Source organism: Methyloversatilis sp. XJ19-49 (assembly GCF_024580145.1).
Taxonomy (GTDB): Bacteria; Pseudomonadota; Gammaproteobacteria; order Burkholderiales; family Rhodocyclaceae; genus Methyloversatilis.
Window position 1 is genome coordinate 339,466 of record NZ_JANINI010000001.1, and the last position, 18,345, is coordinate 357,810.

Sequence of the window (18,345 nt, forward strand, 5' to 3'; positions counted from 1 at the left end):
ATTGGTCAGACGATGACGTAGCGGTTGCGACCGCGGTTCTTCGCCGTGTAGAGCGCCCTGTCGGTGCGCCGGAACAAGGCCTCAGGACAGTCGTCGGGCCGCACCGCCGTCACACCCGCGGGAAAGGTGTATGCCGGAAGCATCGTTGACGTGGATTCAGGTGCCTGCAGCCGGGTCAACAGCATGGCGACGCCCGAAATGGGCATATCGGGCATGATCAGCAGGAATTCCTCACCACCGATGCGTGCCGCCACATCGCTGGCGCGGATGCCGCTGCGCAGGCGCTCGGCGAAGTCGCGCAGCACCTGGTCGCCGACATCGTGACCGTACAGGTCATTGCAGGCCTTGAAATGATCGATATCGATCATGACCAGAATAAGCATCGTGTTCCCGGTGAGCGATGCCGCGACCGCCGCCTGCAGATGTTCGAACGCGTAACGCCTGTTGTACAGGCCGGTCAGCGCGTCGCGCTGGGATACATGCAGTGCGTGGTCGTAGTTCTGCTGCAGCACGACTTCGCGCTGTTTCAGGTCCGAAATGTCGCTGGCCAGCGTCAGCACGCCACCGCCCGCGTCAATGGTTTCGACCACCCACACCCAGCGCCCGTCGGTCAGATCGGATTCGAAGCTGCGTGTCGGCCGGCTTCGCCGGCGCAACTGCACTGCGGCCAGCCAGCCCTCGATGTCGTCCGTATTGATCAGCACGCCCTGCCGCGTCGCGTGGCAGTTGCGCATCATGTCTTCCCACCTCGGGTGGTCCGCCGCACGGACGTTGTAGCTCGACTCGAACCAGCGGTTCGCATAGCGCAGCACATCGTCGGCATCGAACCACGCGATGCCGGCTGCAGCATGCTCGAACAAGCCGCCCGGGTCGAGCGCGGCCGGCGCAGCGGCGGGTCTGGCGACTGAGCGGTTCATGAAGGCGGGAGGTGATCGGACGCACGCCTGCGCGGGGGCCGGACGCGTGACGGATCGGGCCAGGCGAGCGGGTCCACGATGGCAATCGAATCGAAAGCCGCCTTCGCGAACAACCAGCCCTGCATCAGCCGCACACCTGAATCGATCAGCACATCGCGCTCCGCCGCGGTTTCAACGCCTTCGGCGATGACCGTGATGCCCAGTTCCTCGCAGGTGCGCAACACGCCCCGCACGATGGCGCGGCTGGCGCGGCGCTGGTCGATGTTGCGGATCAGTTCCATGTCGATCTTGATGTAGTCCGGCTGGAACAGTGCAAGCAGGTTAAGCCCTGAATAGCCGGCCCCGAAATCATCGATCGCGGTCTTGAATCCGAAGCGCTGGTACTCAGTGAAGATCTCGCTCAGCCAGCGCGCATCGCCGACCCGCTCGCCTTCGGTTGCTTCGAACAGTATCTGTTCGACCGGAAAGTTGAAGTCGCGCGCCGCGTCGAGCGTCGCCCGGATGCACACTTCGGGCCGATAGATCGCATTGGGCAGAAAATTGATCGACAGCAGTTCGGACACGCCAAGGCGCGCTGCGCCTTCGATCGCCTTGCGGCGGCAGATCTGGTCAAACCAGTAGCGGTTCCTGTCATCCACCTTGTCGAGCACCGACGCCGCACCTTCGCCAGCCTGACCGCGGACCAGCGCCTCGTGCGCGAAGATGCTGCGATCACGTACATCCACGATCGGCTGATAGGCGAAGGCGATACTGAAGGAATGTTCAGCAGGCGTGCGGCAGCCCTCGCAGCCGGCGCCTTCCTGCCGGACCGGAAGTGAAAGGGTCATGGTCAGTCGATGGTTGCGGATTCAGACCTGTTCTAACGGCCCGGCCACCCCGAACTTGACCGGTGCAACCCGCGCAACAACCCCGCCAGCGCTCAGGACTGAACGGCCATTTCCGGCTGATCCATCAAGGCCTGCAGCGTGTGCCCGTCCTGCGTGCCGACAAAGCTGCATTCGGTACTGTGGCCATCGCAGCGACCGAGAATGGGGCAGCGACTGAACAGTTCAGCGGCCCAATCCACGAAAGCGCGCACCTTGGGCGACAGATGCCGGTTCTGCAGATAAACAACCGAAATCGGCATCGGTGAAGGCTGCCACTGCGGCAGCACCTCGCGCAGCGCACCTGACTGAAGGTGCGCATGCACCATGAAGCGGGGCGGCTGGATCACGCCGAAACCCTGCAGACCGCAGGCGACGTAGGCGTCGGCGTCGTTCACCGACACCTTGCCCGGCACTTTGACCTCGACCACCTTGCCATCGACGACGAAATCGAGATCGATTACGCGCCCGGTGCGACTGGAAAAGTAATGCACTGCGCGGTGGTCCTGCAGGTCGTCGAGCGAGCCCGGTGCGCCATGGTGCTCCAGATAGCCGGGCGCTGCGCAGGTGACCGTTTCCATCGTGCCGATGCGTCGCGCAACCAGCGTCGAGTCCTGCAGTTCGCCCACCCGGATGACGCAATCGACGCTTTCGCGCACCAGGTCGACCGGGCGGTCGCCCATGCCGATCACCAGTTCGATGTCCGGATAGCGGGTGTGGAACTCGCACAGGCGGGGGATCAGGAACAGCCGCCCGACCGGCGCCGGCACGTCGATGCGCAACCGGCCCTTCGGACCGCGCGACACCTCGCGGAACGACGCCTCGGTTTCTTCGATGTCGGCCAGGATGCGCGCACAGCGCTCGTAATAGGCCGCACCGTCGGGCGTCAGGCTGATCCGGCGCGTGGTGCGGTTGAGCAGCCGCACATGCAGCAGGTTCTCCAGGTTCTGCACCGCGGTGGTGACGGTGGCACGCGGCAGGCCGAGGCTGTCGGCGGCACGGGTGAAGCTGTTGGAATCCACAACGCGGGTGAATACCTGCATGGCCTGCAAGCGATCCATGACGCAACTCCGTCGGAAAAGGTCGTCGCCGACGACCAATTGTTCGTGACTGGCGAATAGTGTTAACGAATTATCGCTATTTATCCAGATAGCGCCAACACAGACAATCCGGTCACGCCTCGATTCCGGCCCCGCCGACAGGACTGACCGCATGCCCCCGCCGCACCACGACACCGCAAACGATCGTTCGCCCGCCCTGCCCTGGCGCAGCCTGGACATCGCCGGCCCGAATGGCCGCATCCCGCTGCGGCTCTACCGGCCCGCCCCCGACGTGCGGTTGCCGCTGGTGATCTACCTGCACGGCGGCGGCTTCGTCGCGGGTTCGCTCGACGACGCCGATGGCGCAGCCCGTTTCATCGCAGCCGGACTGCCCGCTGCGGTGCTGTCGGTCGGCTATGCGCTGGCCCCGGCCCATCCCTTTCCGGCAGCGCCGGAAGACGCGTACGCCGCAACCCTGTGGGCGGTGGAACACGCGGCCACCCTCGGTGCGGACCCGGAGCGCCTCGTTGCCGCGGGCGATGACGCCGGCGGCAATCTGGCCGCCAGCCTTGCATTGATGGCGCGCGACCGGCAGGACTTCCGCATCGCGGTGCAGGTGCTGATCGGGCCCATGCTCGACCCGAGCATGACGCGCGCGGGCGACGCGCAGCGGCTGCAGTCCGACCTCAGCGTCGCCGACTGCACCGACTGCTACCGCCAGTACCTGCCGCGGCTGTCGCAGCGCCTGCATCCCTATGCCGCGCCGCTTGAATCGTGCCGCCAGGCCGGTTTGCCGCCCGCCTACATCGCCACGGCTGAACACGACCTGCTGCACTGCGAAGCCGAAAAATATGGCGCGGCGCTGATATCCGCAGGTGTGCACACCCAGGTCGAACGCTTTGCCGGCGTGACACACGCCGGCCTGCTTGCCCATCCACCGGTACTCGCCGGCGCGATCCAGTTCATGCGCTGCCGGCTCGGCCGGTGCACGGACGTCTCGCCGGGTTCGAAAGATGACTGAATCCCCCTTGCATCCCGCTTCCATCCTTCCATGAGGTCAGCCATGTCCATCCTGAACCGCCGTCATACGCTCACCTTTCTCGCGGCCTCGCTGATCCTGATCGGCGGTGGCGCGGCCGTGCTGCACGCCCGGGCCGACGCGCCGGACGCCACGGCGACCGCCGCACCGCCCGCCACCGTGGTCGAGGTGGCTGAAGTGACCAGCCAGACCATCATCGACTGGCAGGACTATTCCGGGCGCCTCGAAGCGGTCGATCGCGTCGACATCCGGCCGCTGGTGTCGGGCACGCTGACCGCGGTGCACTTCCGCGACGGCGCTCGGGTGAACAAGGGTGACCTGCTGTTCACCATCGACCCGCGCCCTTATGCTGCCGAAGTCGAACGCGCGCAGGCCCAGCTTGCGGCGGCCGAAACGCGCGCGGCCTACACCGCCACCGACATGGCGCGCGGCCAGCGCCTGGCCGCCGACAACGCGATCGCGCAGCGCGACCTCGACGAAAAGCAGAATGCCGCGCGCGAAGCGGCCGCCCAGGTGCAGGCGGCGCAGGCGGCGCTGACCTCGGCCCGGCTCAATCTCGAATACACGCGCATCACGGCACCGGTGTCGGGCCGCATTTCGCGCGCCGAAGTGACGGTTGGCAACATCGTCGCCGCCGGCGCCGGCACCGTGCCGCTGACCACGCTGGTGTCGATGGACAAGGTCTATGCCGCATTCGACGTCGACGAAAAGAGCTTCCTGAAGTACGTCAATCCGGCGCGTGCCGCCGGCGGCGAGCCGGTCGCCGTGTTTCTCGGCCTGGCCGACGAAGACGGCCATTCGCGTCGCGGCCGCGTGTCGTCGGTGGATAACCGGCTCGACACCTCGTCCGGCACGATCCGCGTGCGCGCCGTGTTCGACAACGCCGACGGCCTGCTGCTGCCGGGGCTGTACGCACGCATCCGGCTCGGCGGCGGTGCGCCGCGCGAGGCGCTGCTGATCGACGAACGCGCCATCGGCACCGACCAGGACAAGCGCTTCGTGCTGGTGCTCGACCAGACCGACCGTACCGCCTACCGCGAAGTGCGGCTGGGCGCGCGCCAGAGCGGCCTGCGAATCGTCGAGAGCGGCCTGAGTGCCGGCGAACGCATCGTCGTCAATGGCCTGCAGCGCACCCGGCCGGGCGACACGGTGAGCCCGAAGACCGTGCCGATGAACCGCGAAGTGCTGGTCGGCACGCCCGCGCAGCCGTCCCCGCGCGCCCCGAACGTGAAGGCCTGAAACCATGAACATTTCCAGATTCTTCATCGACCGCCCGATCTTCGCCGGCGTGCTGTCGATGCTCATCCTGCTGGCCGGTGCGCTGTCGCTGTTCCAGCTGCCCATTTCCGAATACCCGGAAGTTGTGCCGCCGTCGGTCGTCGTGCGCGCGCAGTTCCCGGGCGCCAACCCCAAGGTGATCGCGGAAACCGTCGCCTCGCCGCTCGAAGAATCGATCAACGGCGTCGAACAGATGCTGTACATGCAGTCGCAGGCGAACAGCGACGGCAACCTGACGCTGACGGTCTATTTCCGTCTGGGCATGGACCCGGACAAGGCGCAGCAACTGGTGCAGAACCGCGTGTCGCAGGCACTGCCGCGACTGCCGGAAGACGTGCAGCGGCTGGGTGTAACGACGATCAAGAGCTCACCGACCATGACCATGGTGGTGCACCTGACGTCGCCGGACGACCGCTACGACATGACCTATCTGCGCAATTACGCGGTCATCAACGTGAAGGACCGGCTGGCGCGGCTTGAAGGTGTCGGCGAGGTCGGCCTGTTCGGCTCCGGCAACTACGCCATGCGCGTGTGGCTCGATCCGCAGAAGATTGCGCAGCGCGGCCTGACCGCCAGCGACGCGGTGCGCGCGATCCGCGAACAGAATGTGCAGGTCGCGGCCGGCGTCATCGGCGGTTCGCCCAGCGCACGCGACGTGCCGCTGCAACTGTCGATCAATGCGCAGGGCCGGCTGAAGACCGAAGCCGAATTCGCCGACATCATCCTGAAGTCGTCGCCCGACGGCGGCATCACGCGCCTGGGCGACGTGGCGCGCATCGAACTGGCGGCGTCAGAGTACGGGCTGCGTTCGCTGCTCGACAACAAGCCGGCGGTCGCCATCCCGATCTTCCAGTCGCCCGGCGCCAACGCGCTGGCCGTGTCGGACCGCGTGCGCGCAACCATGGAAGAACTGGCGGCCGACTTCCCGGCCTCGGTCGAATACCGCATCGTGTATGACCCCACGCAGTTCGTGCGAGCGTCGATCAAGGCGGTCATCGTCACGCTGCTCGAAGCGGTGGCGCTGGTCGTGCTCGTGGTCATCCTGTTCCTGCAGACCTGGCGCGCCTCCATCATTCCGCTGCTCGCGGTGCCGGTGTCCATCGTCGGCACCTTTGCGCTGATGCTGGGCTTCGGCTACTCGATCAACGCGCTGTCGCTGTTCGGCATGGTGCTGGTCATCGGCATCGTCGTTGACGACGCCATCGTCGTGGTCGAGAACGTCGAGCGCAACATCAGCGAAGGCCTGAGCCCGCGCGACGCGACCTACCGCGCGATGCAGGAAGTCAGCGGACCCATCATCGCCATCGCGCTCACGCTGGTCGCGGTATTCGTGCCACTGGCCTTCATGACCGGCCTGACCGGCCAGTTCTACAAGCAGTTCGCGATGACCATCGCCATTTCGACGGTGATTTCCGCCTTCAACTCGCTGACGCTGTCGCCAGCGCTGGCCGCGCTGCTGCTCAAGGGTCACGACGCGAAACCGGACGCGCTCACGCGCATCATGAACCGCCTGTTCGGTCGCTTCTTCGCTGCCTTCAACCGCGTGTTCAGCCGTGCGTCGGACCGCTATTCACGCGGCGTTTCGGGCGTGATCTCGCGCAAGGCATCGGCGATGGGTGTATATGGCGTGCTGCTCGCGGCCACGGTCGGCCTGTCGTATCTGGTACCCGGCGGCTTCGTGCCGGCGCAGGACAAGCAGTACCTGATCAGCTTCGCGCAGCTGCCGTCAGGCGCCTCGCTCGACCGCACCGAAGACGTGATCCGCCGCATGGGCGACATCGCACTGGCGCAGCCCGGCGTGGAAAACGCGGTCGCCTTCCCCGGCCTGTCGATCAACGGCTTCACCAACAGTTCGAGCGCCGGCATCGTGTTCGCCACGCTCAAACCGTTCGACGAGCGGAGAAGCGAGGACTTGTCGGCCGGCGCCATCGCCGCCTCGCTGAACCAGAAGTTCGCCGCGATCCAGGACGCCTACATCGCTGTGTTCCCGCCGCCACCGGTCATGGGGCTGGGCACGCTGGGCGGCTTCAAGCTGCAGCTGCAGGACCGCGGATCGCTCGGCTACGCCGAACTGGACGCTGCCGCGCAGGCTTTCGTCGCCGCGGCGGCGAAGGCACCCGAACTGGGTCCGACCTTCTCCAGCTACCAGATCAACGTGCCGCAGCTCGACGTCGATCTCGACCGGGCGCGCGCCAAGCAACTCGGTGTGCCGATCACCGACGTGTTCGACACCATGCAGATCTATCTCGGCTCGCTGTACGTGAACGACTTCAACCGATTCGGCCGCGTGTATCAGGTCAGGGCGCAGGCCGACGCGCCGTTCCGCGCCCAGGCCGAGGACATCCTGCAGCTCAAGACGCGCAATGCCAACGGCGACATGGTGCCGCTGTCATCGCTGGTCACCGTCAGGCCGTCGTTCGGCCCGGAAATGGTGGTGCGCTACAACGGCTACACCGCGGCCGACATCAACGGCGGGCCGGCGCCCGGCTATTCGTCGGACCAGGCGCAGGCGGCGGCCGAGCGCATCGCGGCCGAAACACTGCCGCGCGGCGTCAAGTTCGAATGGACCGACCTGACCTATCAGAAGATTCTGGCCGGCAACGCCGGCGTATGGATCTTCCCGATCAGCGTGCTGCTGGTGTTCCTGGTGCTCGCCGCGCAGTACGAAAGCCTGACGCTGCCGCTGGCCGTCATCCTGATCGTGCCGATGAGCATTCTGGCGGCGCTGACCGGCGTCTGGCTGACCGCGGGCGACAACAACATCTTCACGCAGATCGGACTGATGGTGCTGGTCGGGTTGTCGGCGAAGAACGCCATCCTGATCGTCGAATTCGCGCGCGAACTGGAACTGCGCGGCCACGGCATCGTGCAGGCGGCGATCGACGCCAGCCGCATGCGCCTGCGCCCGATCCTGATGACCTCGATCGCCTTCATCATGGGTGTCGTGCCGCTGGTCACCTCGACCGGCGCCGGCTCGGAAATGCGTCATGCCATGGGCGTGGCGGTGTTCTCCGGCATGCTCGGCGTGACACTGTTCGGCCTGTTCCTGACGCCGGTGTTCTACGTGCTGCTGCGCTCGCTGAGCGGACGCCGGCTGACGCACGCCGGCCACACCCCTGGCACCGCTGCCGCGCTTGCGCCGCAGGCTGCCCACTGATCAACGGGAGATCTACGCATGAACTTCATTCCCCGAACCCGCGCGCCGGCGTTGCTGCTGGCCAGCCTGCTGCTGCTCGCCGGCTGCTCGGTCGTGCAACCCTACGAGCGCCCGACGGTCGACACACCGGCCGCATTCAAGGAAGCGGCACTGGGCAACGCCGACTGGAAACCGGCGCAGCCGTCCGAACAGAGTGCCCGCGGCGAGTGGTGGACGGTGTTCGGCGACGACACGCTGAACACCCTCCAGGCACAGGCGCTGGCCACGAATCAGGACCTGAAGGCCGCCGCTGCCCGGCTGGCGCAGTCTCGGGCGTTGCTGAAGGACGCCCGCTCGCTGCGCGCGCCGCAGGTGAGCGCGGGCTTCGGCCCGACCCGGCAGCGCGCCTCCCCCGCCTCGCGTGGCCTCCCGGATGACGGCGACGCCAGTTCGCTGACGCTGTGGCGCGCCCAGGCCACGGTGGGCTACGAGGTCGATCTGTTCGGCCGCGTCGCCGCCGGTATCGATGCCGCATCGGCCACGGCGCAGCAGCGCGAGGCACTGTTCCGCTCGGTGCAGCTCGCGCTGCAGGCCGACGTCGCCCAGGGCTATTTCCTGCTGCGCGAACTCGATGCCGAACAGGCGCTGTACGCCGGCACCGTGCAGTTGCGCAGCGACGCGCTGCGTCTGGTGCAGCGACGCTTCGACGAGGGCGACATCAGCGAACTGGATCTGGCGCGCGCCAAGACCGAACTGGCGTCGGCGCAGTCGGAATCGTTCGGCGTCGCCCGCCGACGCGCCAACGCCGAACATGCGCTGGCGCTGCTGCTCGGTCGCGCACCGGCCGATTTCAGCCTGCCGCCGAGCCCGCTGCAGCAGGTCAGCATCCAGGTGCCCGCCGGCCTGCCGTCGGCGCTGCTGGAACGCCGACCCGACATCGCCGCCGCCGAGCGCGCCATGGCGGCGGCCAATGCGCGGGTCGGCGTGGCGCAGACGGCGTGGTTCCCGCGGCTGAACCTGACCGGCGCGCTGGGTTACGAATCGTCCGACCTTGGCAACCTGTTCCAGTGGTCGAGCCGCAGCTTCCTGCTCGGTCCGCTGGTCGGCACGATGCTGTCGCTGCCCATTTTCGACGGCGGTGCGCGCGACGCCGGTCTGGAGCGCGCCCGTGCCGCCTGGCAGGAAGATGTCGCCAACTATCGGCAGACCGTGCTGAACGCCTTCCGGGAAGTCGAGGACAATCTGGCCGGACTGCGCATACTGGCGGACCAGACGCGCACCCAGGACGAAGCGGTGCGGGCGGCGACGCGCGCGGCGCAGCTCTCGCAGATCCAGTACCGCGAAGGGTCGGTCAGCTTTCTCGACGTGATCGACGCCGACCGCAGCGTGCTGCTGCAGCGGCGCGTCGCGTCGCAGCTCGAAGGCGAACGCGCGCGCGCCGCCGTCGGTCTCATCCGTGCGCTCGGCGGCGGCTGGGACCACCCGGCCGAAGCCATCAACACATCCGACGCAGGGCCGGTTCAGCCCCTGCAAGCTCGACATCATTGAGGAGATCCATCATGACCGTTACCCGCAAAGTCGCCTTCATCACCGGCGCCAACCGCGGCCTGGGCCTGGAAACTGCACGCGGCCTGGGCCAGCTCGGCATCGAAGTGGTGCTCGGCGTGCGCAATGCCGAACGCGCGGAAGAAGCCATCGCCGCGCTGCGCGCCGACGGCATCACCGCCAGCGCGATCGCGTTCGACGCGAAGAAGCCGGCCACCTACCAGAATGCCTATGACCACATCGCGCACCACTACGGCCAGCTCGACATCCTGGTGAACAACGCCGGCATCGCGCTGGAAGACCTGTTCGCACCGAACGCGAGCAGCGTGACGCCGGCCGTGCTGCGCGAAACCTTCGACGTCAATTTCTTCGCCGTGGTCGAACTGACGCAGTTGCTGCTGCCGCTGATCCGGCTGTCGCCGGAAGGCCGCATCGTCAACCTGTCGAGCATTCTCGGCTCCCTCACGCTGCAGAGCGACCCGAAGTCGCCGATCGCAGCCGCCAAGGCCTTTGCCTACAACGCCTCGAAAACCGCGCTGAACGCCTTCACCGTCCACCTGGCGGACGAACTGCGCGCCACGCCGATCAAGGTCAATTCGGCACATCCGGGCTGGGTGAAGACCGACATGGGCGGCGAGAACGCGCCGATTGAAGTGTCCGAAGGCGGCCGCACCAGCGTGCTGCTGGCCACCCTGCCCGCCGACGGTCCGACCGGCACCTTCACGCACGTCGGCGAAACGCTGCCTTGGTGAGGCAGATGCAAGATGCAAGACGCAAGATTCAAGGGCAAGGCTCAACGCTCGATGGATCCAACTGCTTGCATCTTGAATCTTGCATCTTGAATCTCGATCGAAGGGAGTGATGATGACGATTTCCATGTATGAAACTTCGATACCCGTTTTCGTGCGGGTGCTCCGGAACATGTCCGACGTGCTCGCGAAGGGGGCGGCAGATGCCGCGACCCGGAAGATCGACGAGTCGGTCTTCGTCAACGCGCGACTCGCACCCGACATGTTCGCGCTGGCGCGTCAGGTGCAGATCGCGACCGACATCGTGAAAGGGGGCGCGGCGCGTCTGGCCGGTGCCGAGGTGCCGCGCTGGGAAGACAATGAAGCGAGCTTCGCCGAACTGCAGGCACGCATCGCCAAGGCCGTCGACTTCGTGCAGGGCTTCGGCGCCGCGCAGATCGACGGCAGCGAGGAACGCGACATCACGTTCCGGCTGGCCGGTCAGGATGCGCACTTCAAGGGCCTGCGCTATCTGCTCGATTTCGTGCTGCCCAATCTGTATTTTCACGCCACGACCACCTACGCCATCCTGCGCCACAACGGCGTCGCGGTCGGCAAGATGGACTTTCTCGGCGCTGCGGCGCTGGGCGATGCGCCGCGCGCCTGAGACTGCAGCGTTGAAATGACGGCGGCGCGTCCCCAGCTTCTGCGAACCCCAACCGGCGAAACGGGCCAGACGTGCCGCTGCTCCTCTTCATCCTGCTGACGCTGATTCCGGCGGTCTGGCTGCTCGCCGAACCGCTGCGCATCGAATCGCGCCGCCGCTGGCAGCGCGGCCGGCCGTTCCCGCCGGCCTGGCGGGCCATCCTGCGCCAGCGCGTGCCGCAGGTCCGGCTGCTGCCGGCCGACCTGCAGATTCAGCTCAAGAAGCACATCCAGGTATTCGTCGCCGAAAAGACCTTCGTCGGCTGCGACGGACTGGACGTGACCGACGACATGCGGGTGACCATCGCCGCCCAGGCCTGCCTGCTGCTGCTGAACCGGCGCAGCGGCTACTTTCCGGCGCTGCGCGAAATCCTCATCTATCCGTCGGCGTTCGCCGTTCGGCGCCTGACCACCGACGCCGCCGGCGTCGTGCATGACGGGCGCGCGGTCCATCTGGGCGAGTCATCGGCGCGCGGGCATGTCGTGCTGTCGTGGGACGACGTCGTGCGCGGCGCGGCCGATGCGGCCGACGGCCACAACGTCGTCATCCATGAATTCGCGCATCAACTGGATCAGGAGAACGGCGACGCCAACGGTGCCCCGCCGATGGTCGGCCGCCACCGCGTCGAGCGCTGGACGCGCGTGTTCGACGCTGCCTACGGCCAGCTGCACCATCAGCTGCGGGGCCAAACTGCGCCTGCGCTCGATCCGTATGGCGCGAGCAGTCCAGCCGAATTCTTTGCCGTGGCGTCGGAATCGTTTTTCGAGCGGCCGCAGCACCTCGCCGAAGCCTTTCCGGAGCTGTTCGGCGAGCTGAGCCGCTACTACCGGGTCAATCCGCTCAGCTGGTGATGATGGCGTTGCGGCCTACAGCAGCCGCCCGTCATGCAGCGCGCTGGCCACCAGCACGGCGGTGACGCCGATGCCGTCGAGCGCGCGCAGGTCCTCGCGGTTGCGCACACCGCCGGCGGCGATGACGTCCACGTCCGTACGCATCGACTGCAGCGTGCGGATCAGCTGCAACGCCGGGCCGTCTTCGGCACCGACCCGCCCGAGTTCCATCGCGAGCACCCGGGCCGGCCATTCGACCGGGTCGTAGGACCAGTCCGGGCCGAGCGGCACGCCGCGCCGGTAGTCGAGCGACAGCACGGTGTCGATGCGCGCGTTGCGGAATTTGCGCAATGCGCCATAGCTGCGCATCGATTCGGTGCCGAACACCGGCGTCACGCCGGCCGCACGATGCAGCGCAAGCGCAGGCGTGGCATCGACATAACCGCCGTCCACCCACCACTCGACATCGGGGTAACGCGCTGCCAGTTCGGCGATCAGCGTCGTGTGGTCAGCCCTGGCAGCGGTTTCGCTGCCGTCCTTGCGATCGCCCTTGCCTTTGGCTGGCCCGGCGACCGGTGCGCGGATGGCATCGATGTCAGCCACATAGACCTGGCGCGCACCGGTCGCCTCGATCAGCGCCTGCGCCACGTCGTGCGGGTCGCAGCCATCGACCAGTGAAGACTGCAGCGGCTGGTAAGCTTGCCGGTCGCCGCGGCGCGCATGCACGACCTGGCCGTTCATCAGATCGATGACGGGAATGATTTGAGGCACCACGAATCCTTATATGAAGCGTCGAATTTTCGTGTTCGAGTTTATCACCGGCGGCGGACTGGCCGGCCAGCCCCGGCTGCCGCCCTCGCTGCTGCGCGAAGGCCGTCTGATGCGCGATGCGCTCCTGCGCGACGCGGCCGCGCTGCCCGATGTCGACATCATCCTGCTGCATGACGCTCGCCTGCCGCCACCCGACTTCCCCGCACATCTGATCGCAGTCAACGACGGCGACGCCTTCGATGCCGGCTTCGATGCGTCGTTCGACCGCGCGCTGGAGGCCGCCGACGCGGTGCTCATCGTCGCGCCGGAAAGCGACGGTGCGCTCGCTGCACTGACGTCCCGGGTCACGAGCGCCGGCAAGACGCTGCTCGGCTGCGACACCGACGCCTGTCGCATCGGCTCGTCAAAGTCGCTGACCGCCCGCTGTCTGGCCTCGGCCGATATCCCGGTGCTGCCGCACTACACCGATGCCGCCGCGCTGCCGGCACTGCCCGGTCGCTGGGTCGTCAAACCGGATGACGGCGCCAGCTGTGACGGCCTGCGGCTTGTCGACAGCGTGCATCAGGCCGCGCAGGCACTGCGCCCGGGTTTCGTGGCACAGCCCTGGGTCGCCGGCGAGGCGCGCAGCCTGAATCTGCTGTGCGCGCGTGGCGAAGCGGTGCTGCTGTCGATCAACCACCAGCACCTCGCCATCGATGGCGACCAGGTAGCGCTCGCCGCATTGGTCGTCGGTGAGGTGCCGATCGACGACACATACAAGGCGTTGGGCCGGCGCATCGCTGCCGCCCTGCCCGGCCTGCTCGGTCATGTCGGCGTCGACGTGCTGCACACCGCCGACGGCCCGGTCGTGGTCGAACTGAATCCCCGCCTGAGCACATCCGCCTGCGCACTGCACGACACGCTGGACTGCAATCTGCTCGCGGCCACACTGACCGTGGCCGACGGCGGCCCGCTGTGGCGTCCGGCCGGCGCGGCGCGGCCGCAGCGCATCGATCTGACGGAGGCTGTCGATGTCGCCTGACCACGCAGTCACCGGCTGGGACATCGGCGGCGCGCACGTGAAGGCGGCGCGCGTCGAGCACGGCCGGGTCACCGGCGTCGTGCAGGTCGCCTGCCCGCTGTGGCAGGGACTGGACAGGCTGGACGCAGCCGTCGTGCAGGCACGTGCTGCACTCGGTGACAGCGGCCACCACGCCATCACGATGACCGGCGAAATGGTGGACCTGTTCGATTCGCGTGCCGCCGGTGTGGTGGCCATCGTCGAACGGCTCACCGCAGCGCTTCCCGGCGAACTGCGACTGTATGCCGGACGCAGCGGCTGGGTCGCGCCGGCCGCCGCCCGCTCTAACGCCGACGACATCGCCTCGGCCAACTGGCTGGCGACCGCCGCCTGGGTCGCGACCCGCTGCCCGCAGGCGCTGCTGGCCGACATCGGCAGCACCACGAGCGACCTCATCGTGATCGACCGCGGGGTGGCCAGCGCCAGCCGCAGCGACGCCGACCGGCTGATCAGCGGTGAGCTGGTGTATGCCGGCCTGGTCCGCACGCCGCTGATGGCGCTGGCCCCGGCCGTCGATTTCCGCGACCGGCGGCACCGCGTGATGGCCGAACACTTCGCGACCACCGCCGACATCTGGCGCCTGCTCGGCAAGTTGCCGGAACACGCCGATCAGTATCCGGCGGCCGACGGCGGCGCCAAGACGCCGGAAGCCAGCGCCCGACGCCTCGCCCGCATGATCGGCCGCGATGTCTGCGAAGGATCGATGGACGACTGGCGCACACTGGCTGCCGCCTTCGCCGACGCCCAGCTTGCGACGCTGATCGACGCCAGCCGCGCACTGCCCGGCATTGCGGCCCTGTCCGCCGACGCACCGGTGGTGTGCGCCGGCGCCGGCTGCATGATCGCCGCCCGCCTTGCCGACGCGCTCGATCGACGCGCGGTCACGCTCGCCAGCCTGCTGGCCGACTGCGCCCCGACCTGCCTTGACGACGCCACCACCTGCGCCCCTGCCGTCGCCACGGCGCTGCTGGCGGAGACTGCGCGATGAAGGCGTCAGGCCATGCCGCGTTGGCGCCATTCGAGTCGGAGCGGCCCCTGTGGGAGCGTGCCCTGTGGGAGCGGCGATCCACTGCTGGCCCTGCATGGCCAGCCGGCTCTGCGGGCGGCGAGCAGTGCTCGCCGAAACCCCCGCGCTGCCCTCGCCGCGATACGCACTCTGCAACGCGACCATCGCGGCACGATCGCGGCGAGGCCGCCGCTCCCACAGGTGTTTCGGCGAGTACCGAACACCGCCCGCAGAGCCAGCCGGCCATGCAGTGCCGGCAGTGGATCGCCGCTCCCACAGTCCACAGCGACACTCGTCACGCCTTCGGCTCAAGCCCGAAGCTGCACGCCCCAGACCCGCACAGCCCTTTGCGGGCGGCGACCGTGGCTGACTCGCCATGAACGCCCCGCTCGTCATCAAGCTCGGCGGCAGCCTGCTGAGTGACCCCACGGACGGTCGGCTTCAGCGCTGGTGCGACTGGCTGGCGGGTGCGGGCGCCGGGCGCAGCATCGTCGTGGCCGGTGGCGGTCCGTTTGCCGATGCGGTCCGGGCGAGTCAGGCCCGCTGGGGCTTTCCGGATGATGTCGCACACCGCATGGCGCTGCGCGCGATGGACCAGTACGCGCTGCTGCTCGCCGGCTCCCGCCCCGGTTTCGTCGCCACCGACGAGATCGCGCGGATGACCGGTCTGTGCGCGGCCGGCCGGACGCCGGTGTGGATGCCCGCGCGCGAACTCGACACCCGGCTCGACCTGCCGCGCGACTGGCGTGTCACCTCCGACAGCCTCGCCGCGTGGCTCACGTGCCAGCTTCGCCTGCCGCGCGTGCTGCTCGTGAAGTCGTGCGAGATTCCGGAGGCGCCTCTGGCCGAACTGGCCCGGCGCGGCATCGTCGATACCTGGCTGCCGACTTTCGCGGAAGATCACGGCATCGAGGTCCACCTCGTTCAGGCGGACGGCCCGCTACCCGTGTAGGCCGCTTTCGGGGGAGCTGTCCCTGTGGGAGCTGTCCCTGTGGGAGCTGTCCCTGTGGGAGCTGTCCCTGTGGGAGCTGTCCCTGTGGGAGATTCTATGTCTGAGCACAAGTGTTTTTGTGCTCCCTGGGTTGGTATTGAGAGCCGGTTTTCATGAGAGAGAACGCGACGCGAGCGATCTTTCTTGCCAGGGCGACAAGGGCCTGGGTGCAGGAGAAGCCGCGGGCGATGCAGGCTTGATAGAAGGGTTTCCAGGTTGCTGATCGGCTGGCGGCCATTGCGGCGTTGTGCAGGAGTCGGCGCACCTCCGGGTCGCCCTTTCTGCTCAGGGTGCCGCGTGCGTTCTGGGTGCCCGATTGGCGCACGCACACATCGAGTCCGAGATAGGCGATGAAGGCGTCTGCACTGGTAAAGGCGCCCCGATGGAAGGTCGCGCACAAGGCGGCTGCGCTCAGCGGACCGACGCCTTCGATACCCTGGCAGCGGCGGTGATCGTCGATCCAGTCGCTGGCTTTGAGCTTCTCCACGATCTGGGCCTGAATCTGCTGGGCGAGCCGGTCGGCCTTGGCCAGCAAGGCGCGCACTTCGCGCGTGAAGCCGGGCAGATCGGACAGGCTCTGGCGCAAGATGACGGCGGTTCGGACCAGAGTGGCGCGACGACGCAGCAGTTGCTGCACGCGCTGCGTGGCCTCGGGCGGCAATGTGTAGGGGTGCAGGCGATGCCCTTCGGAGGCGATGTAGCGGGCGATGAGCCGGGCGTCGATCGGATCGGTCTTGGCCCGCACGCGTGTGGCGTCGCGGTAACGCGAGAGGCGGTAGCCGTCGATCAGGTAGAGCGGGTGCCCGGCCTTGATGACGGCGTCACGCAGCGCGTGGTGATAGGTGCCGGTGGCCTCGCAGCCGATGTGCAGCGGGCAGCTGGGCAAGGCGCGCAGCCAGGCCCGGATGGCGAGAGGGGTATTGTCGATGCGCTGCACCGGGCCGCGTTCGCCCAGTGCGATATCGAGGCGGGCTTTGGATACGTCGATGCCGATGTGAATCGGCGCAGGCTGACTTGTCATGAACAGGCTCTCCCGACTAAGGTTTAGGGGCTTGTCGGGACTCACCAGGCAATCGCTTGCAGGATATGGTCGATCAGGGCCGGCGAGGGCCGCGTCGATGGATTCCTCATGGGTGCTCGATGGTGAGGGGCGGGACGATATCTCCCACGGTCTGTGCAAAAGCCAGAAGCGGCGTTGGTCCCTCCACCCCGACAAGTTCTCACTACAACTCGCCGAGGCAGAACATACAAGCGGCGGCCTCGCCGCGATACGCACTCTGCTCAACGATTGTCGAGGCACAATCGCGGCGAGGCCGCCGCTCCCACATGTGCACGTTGCACTGCGACCATCGCAGCACTGATCGCGGCGAGGCCGCCGCTCCCACAGGGGGCCTCTCCCACAGGCCGGCTCACCCACAGTCGCGCTCACCGTCACTCCGGCGAGAAACTGGAATCGTCGAGGTCACGCCCGTGTGCGCTGACCTTCATGACCCGCGTCCATCGGCGGAGCCATTGTCTGCCGCCGCGCCGCACAGCGCGGCGAATTCGCGTTCGATGTCCGGCAGCAGCTCGGCGAAACGCTCGCGTACCGGCTCGGGGCGCTGGCTCACATGGCACACCGGGTCACCGTACAGTTCGGTTGCGCCGCCAGCCAGTACGTTGGCAAGGAACACGATGTCGGCGACGGTGCGCAGAGAAACAGGGGAGGTGCGCGGCTGTTCGTGGTCGCGCATCGCATCGATCAGCAACACCGGCAGGCCGAGCGATTGCAGCAGTGCCTCGCCGATCGTTTCATGCCATTCCAGAATGAGTGCCTCCACGCCGCCCTGGTCTTCAGCGACCCCGGGCTGACGGGCCAGCCGATCCAACAGGTAGAAGGCGCCGATGTCGTGCAGCAGCGCCGCGGTCATCGCCTCGTCAGGATCAAGCGATGTCAGGCGCTGCGCCATCACGTACGCTGCGGCGGCGGTGCGCAGCGTGTGCAGCCACAGACGGCGCGACAGCGCATCGACGTGGGTCAGCTGACGCGCGCAACCGATCTGACGACCCGACAGCATGCTCGCGATGTGCCGGCTGCGCTCGCCGCCCAGCTGTGCGATCGCATCACGCAGGCTGGTTACCGGCACTGCCGGCCGCAGGCGGTTGGCGCGGCGCAGTACCCGAGCGCACAGCAGCGGATCGACGCGCACCGCACCGGCGAGCTGCTGCAGCGTCGCATCCGGTGAGCGCAACGTCTGGCGCACGCGCAGCAGCGCATCGAAGCAGATCGGAAAGATGACGGCCGGCCGCAGTTCGCGTGCGATGTCGGCAAGCAGATCGAACGCGTGAGTCGCCCCCGGCAGCGCATCGGCGCTGCCGGGGGCCGCAGTCGGTGCGGCGAGCGCAGCTGACAGGGCGGGCGTTGCAGCTCGGCTCACATCAGTCTCCAGGCAGTC

General features: G+C 67.6%; 16 protein-coding genes. 10 read left to right on the forward strand and 6 right to left on the reverse strand.

What is annotated here, in order from left to right; all coding sequences use genetic code 11:
• Positions 1-5: 5 nt before the first annotated feature.
• The 3 genes from NMQ16_RS01570 to NMQ16_RS01580 all read right to left on the reverse strand — a co-directional run bounded on the left by NMQ16_RS01570 (position 6) and on the right by NMQ16_RS01580 (position 2,841).
• Positions 6-917, reverse strand: coding sequence for a sensor domain-containing diguanylate cyclase (locus NMQ16_RS01570; protein WP_257078724.1), 912 nt, complete (start codon positions 915-917; stop codon positions 6-8).
• Entirely contained in the window at positions 914-1,744 is an 831-nt protein-coding gene (locus NMQ16_RS01575) for an EAL domain-containing protein (protein ID WP_257078725.1), read from the reverse strand. Before NMQ16_RS01575 ends, NMQ16_RS01570 begins: the two co-directional genes overlap by 4 nt.
• A 92-nt stretch (positions 1,745-1,836) precedes the next feature.
• Complete coding sequence (locus NMQ16_RS01580) at positions 1,837-2,841, reverse strand: LysR family transcriptional regulator (protein ID WP_257078726.1); 1,005 nt, start codon at positions 2,839-2,841, stop codon at positions 1,837-1,839.
• 151 nt (positions 2,842-2,992) lie between these two features.
• Between NMQ16_RS01580 and NMQ16_RS01585 the strand changes: the two genes are divergently transcribed.
• The 7 genes from NMQ16_RS01585 (at position 2,993) to NMQ16_RS01615 (ending at position 12,103) form a co-directional block, all read left to right on the forward strand.
• Entirely contained in the window at positions 2,993-3,841 is an 849-nt protein-coding gene (locus NMQ16_RS01585; protein ID WP_257078727.1) for an alpha/beta hydrolase, read from the forward strand.
• 42 nt (positions 3,842-3,883) lie between these two features.
• Positions 3,884-5,098, forward strand: a complete 1,215-nt coding sequence (locus NMQ16_RS01590) for an efflux RND transporter periplasmic adaptor subunit (protein ID WP_257078728.1) — start codon at positions 3,884-3,886, stop codon at positions 5,096-5,098.
• A 4-nt stretch (positions 5,099-5,102) separates the two neighbouring features.
• The gene (locus tag NMQ16_RS01595; protein ID WP_257078729.1) at positions 5,103-8,294 is read left to right on the forward strand and encodes an efflux RND transporter permease subunit; all 3,192 of its coding nucleotides are present in this window, start codon (positions 5,103-5,105) and stop codon (positions 8,292-8,294) included.
• A gap of 18 nt (positions 8,295-8,312) precedes the next feature.
• Positions 8,313-9,821, forward strand: a complete 1,509-nt coding sequence (locus NMQ16_RS01600) for an efflux transporter outer membrane subunit (protein ID WP_257078730.1) — start codon at positions 8,313-8,315, stop codon at positions 9,819-9,821.
• Between the two features lie 11 nt (positions 9,822-9,832).
• Positions 9,833-10,570, forward strand: a complete 738-nt coding sequence (locus NMQ16_RS01605) for an SDR family oxidoreductase (protein WP_257078731.1) — start codon at positions 9,833-9,835, stop codon at positions 10,568-10,570.
• Positions 10,571-10,682: 112 nt separating this feature from the next.
• Complete coding sequence (locus tag NMQ16_RS01610; RefSeq protein WP_257078732.1) at positions 10,683-11,213, forward strand: DUF1993 family protein; 531 nt, start codon at positions 10,683-10,685, stop codon at positions 11,211-11,213.
• A 71-nt stretch (positions 11,214-11,284) separates the two neighbouring features.
• Positions 11,285-12,103 (forward strand): M90 family metallopeptidase, encoded by an 819-nt coding sequence (locus NMQ16_RS01615; RefSeq protein WP_257078733.1) that lies wholly within the window; start codon positions 11,285-11,287, stop codon positions 12,101-12,103.
• Positions 12,104-12,118: 15 nt separating this feature from the next.
• Here the strand turns inward: NMQ16_RS01615 and NMQ16_RS01620 are convergent, their stop codons facing one another.
• Positions 12,119-12,853: a HisA/HisF-related TIM barrel protein gene (locus tag NMQ16_RS01620; protein WP_257078734.1), complete on the reverse strand. Its 735-nt coding sequence runs from the start codon at positions 12,851-12,853 to the stop codon at positions 12,119-12,121.
• Between the two features lie 13 nt (positions 12,854-12,866).
• On the opposite strand from NMQ16_RS01620, the gene NMQ16_RS01625 reads away from it, so the two are divergent.
• From NMQ16_RS01625 to NMQ16_RS01635, 3 genes are all read left to right on the forward strand, one after another.
• Positions 12,867-13,874, forward strand: coding sequence for an ATP-grasp domain-containing protein (locus NMQ16_RS01625; RefSeq protein WP_257078735.1), 1,008 nt, complete (start codon positions 12,867-12,869; stop codon positions 13,872-13,874).
• A complete protein-coding gene (locus tag NMQ16_RS01630) occupies positions 13,864-14,901 on the forward strand; it encodes a hydantoinase/oxoprolinase family protein (protein WP_257078736.1) in 1,038 nt (345 codons plus the stop codon). Before NMQ16_RS01625 ends, NMQ16_RS01630 begins: the two co-directional genes overlap by 11 nt.
• Before the next feature lie 394 nt (positions 14,902-15,295).
• Positions 15,296-15,871, forward strand: coding sequence for an aspartate/glutamate/uridylate kinase (locus NMQ16_RS01635; protein WP_257078737.1), 576 nt, complete (start codon positions 15,296-15,298; stop codon positions 15,869-15,871).
• A 94-nt stretch (positions 15,872-15,965) separates the two neighbouring features.
• On the opposite strand, the gene NMQ16_RS01640 is transcribed toward NMQ16_RS01635, so the two are convergent.
• Together NMQ16_RS01640 and NMQ16_RS01645 are read right to left on the reverse strand one after the other, a co-directional pair.
• Positions 15,966-16,931: an IS110 family transposase gene (locus NMQ16_RS01640; protein ID WP_257078738.1), complete on the reverse strand. Its 966-nt coding sequence runs from the start codon at positions 16,929-16,931 to the stop codon at positions 15,966-15,968.
• A gap of 463 nt (positions 16,932-17,394) precedes the next feature.
• Complete coding sequence (locus NMQ16_RS01645; RefSeq protein WP_257078739.1) at positions 17,395-18,327, reverse strand: HDOD domain-containing protein; 933 nt, start codon at positions 18,325-18,327, stop codon at positions 17,395-17,397.
• Positions 18,328-18,345: the final 18 nt, after the last annotated feature.

Coding starts and splice junctions, on each gene's coding strand:
- NMQ16_RS01640 (WP_257078738.1), bottom strand. CDS start 16,931: ATGACAAGTCAGCCTGCGCCGATTCACATCGGCATCGACGTATCCAAA.
- NMQ16_RS01570 (WP_257078724.1), bottom strand. CDS start 917: ATGAACCGCTCAGTCGCCAGACCCGCCGCTGCGCCGGCCGCGCTCGAC.
- NMQ16_RS01605 (WP_257078731.1), top strand. CDS start 9,833: ATGACCGTTACCCGCAAAGTCGCCTTCATCACCGGCGCCAACCGCGGC.
- NMQ16_RS01610 (WP_257078732.1), top strand. CDS start 10,683: ATGACGATTTCCATGTATGAAACTTCGATACCCGTTTTCGTGCGGGTG.
- NMQ16_RS01595 (WP_257078729.1), top strand. CDS start 5,103: ATGAACATTTCCAGATTCTTCATCGACCGCCCGATCTTCGCCGGCGTG.
- NMQ16_RS01590 (WP_257078728.1), top strand. CDS start 3,884: ATGTCCATCCTGAACCGCCGTCATACGCTCACCTTTCTCGCGGCCTCG.
- NMQ16_RS01600 (WP_257078730.1), top strand. CDS start 8,313: ATGAACTTCATTCCCCGAACCCGCGCGCCGGCGTTGCTGCTGGCCAGC.
- NMQ16_RS01575 (WP_257078725.1), bottom strand. CDS start 1,744: ATGACCCTTTCACTTCCGGTCCGGCAGGAAGGCGCCGGCTGCGAGGGC.
- NMQ16_RS01585 (WP_257078727.1), top strand. CDS start 2,993: ATGCCCCCGCCGCACCACGACACCGCAAACGATCGTTCGCCCGCCCTG.
- NMQ16_RS01580 (WP_257078726.1), bottom strand. CDS start 2,841: ATGGATCGCTTGCAGGCCATGCAGGTATTCACCCGCGTTGTGGATTCC.
- NMQ16_RS01625 (WP_257078735.1), top strand. CDS start 12,867: ATGAAGCGTCGAATTTTCGTGTTCGAGTTTATCACCGGCGGCGGACTG.
- NMQ16_RS01635 (WP_257078737.1), top strand. CDS start 15,296: ATGAACGCCCCGCTCGTCATCAAGCTCGGCGGCAGCCTGCTGAGTGAC.
- NMQ16_RS01630 (WP_257078736.1), top strand. CDS start 13,864: ATGTCGCCTGACCACGCAGTCACCGGCTGGGACATCGGCGGCGCGCAC.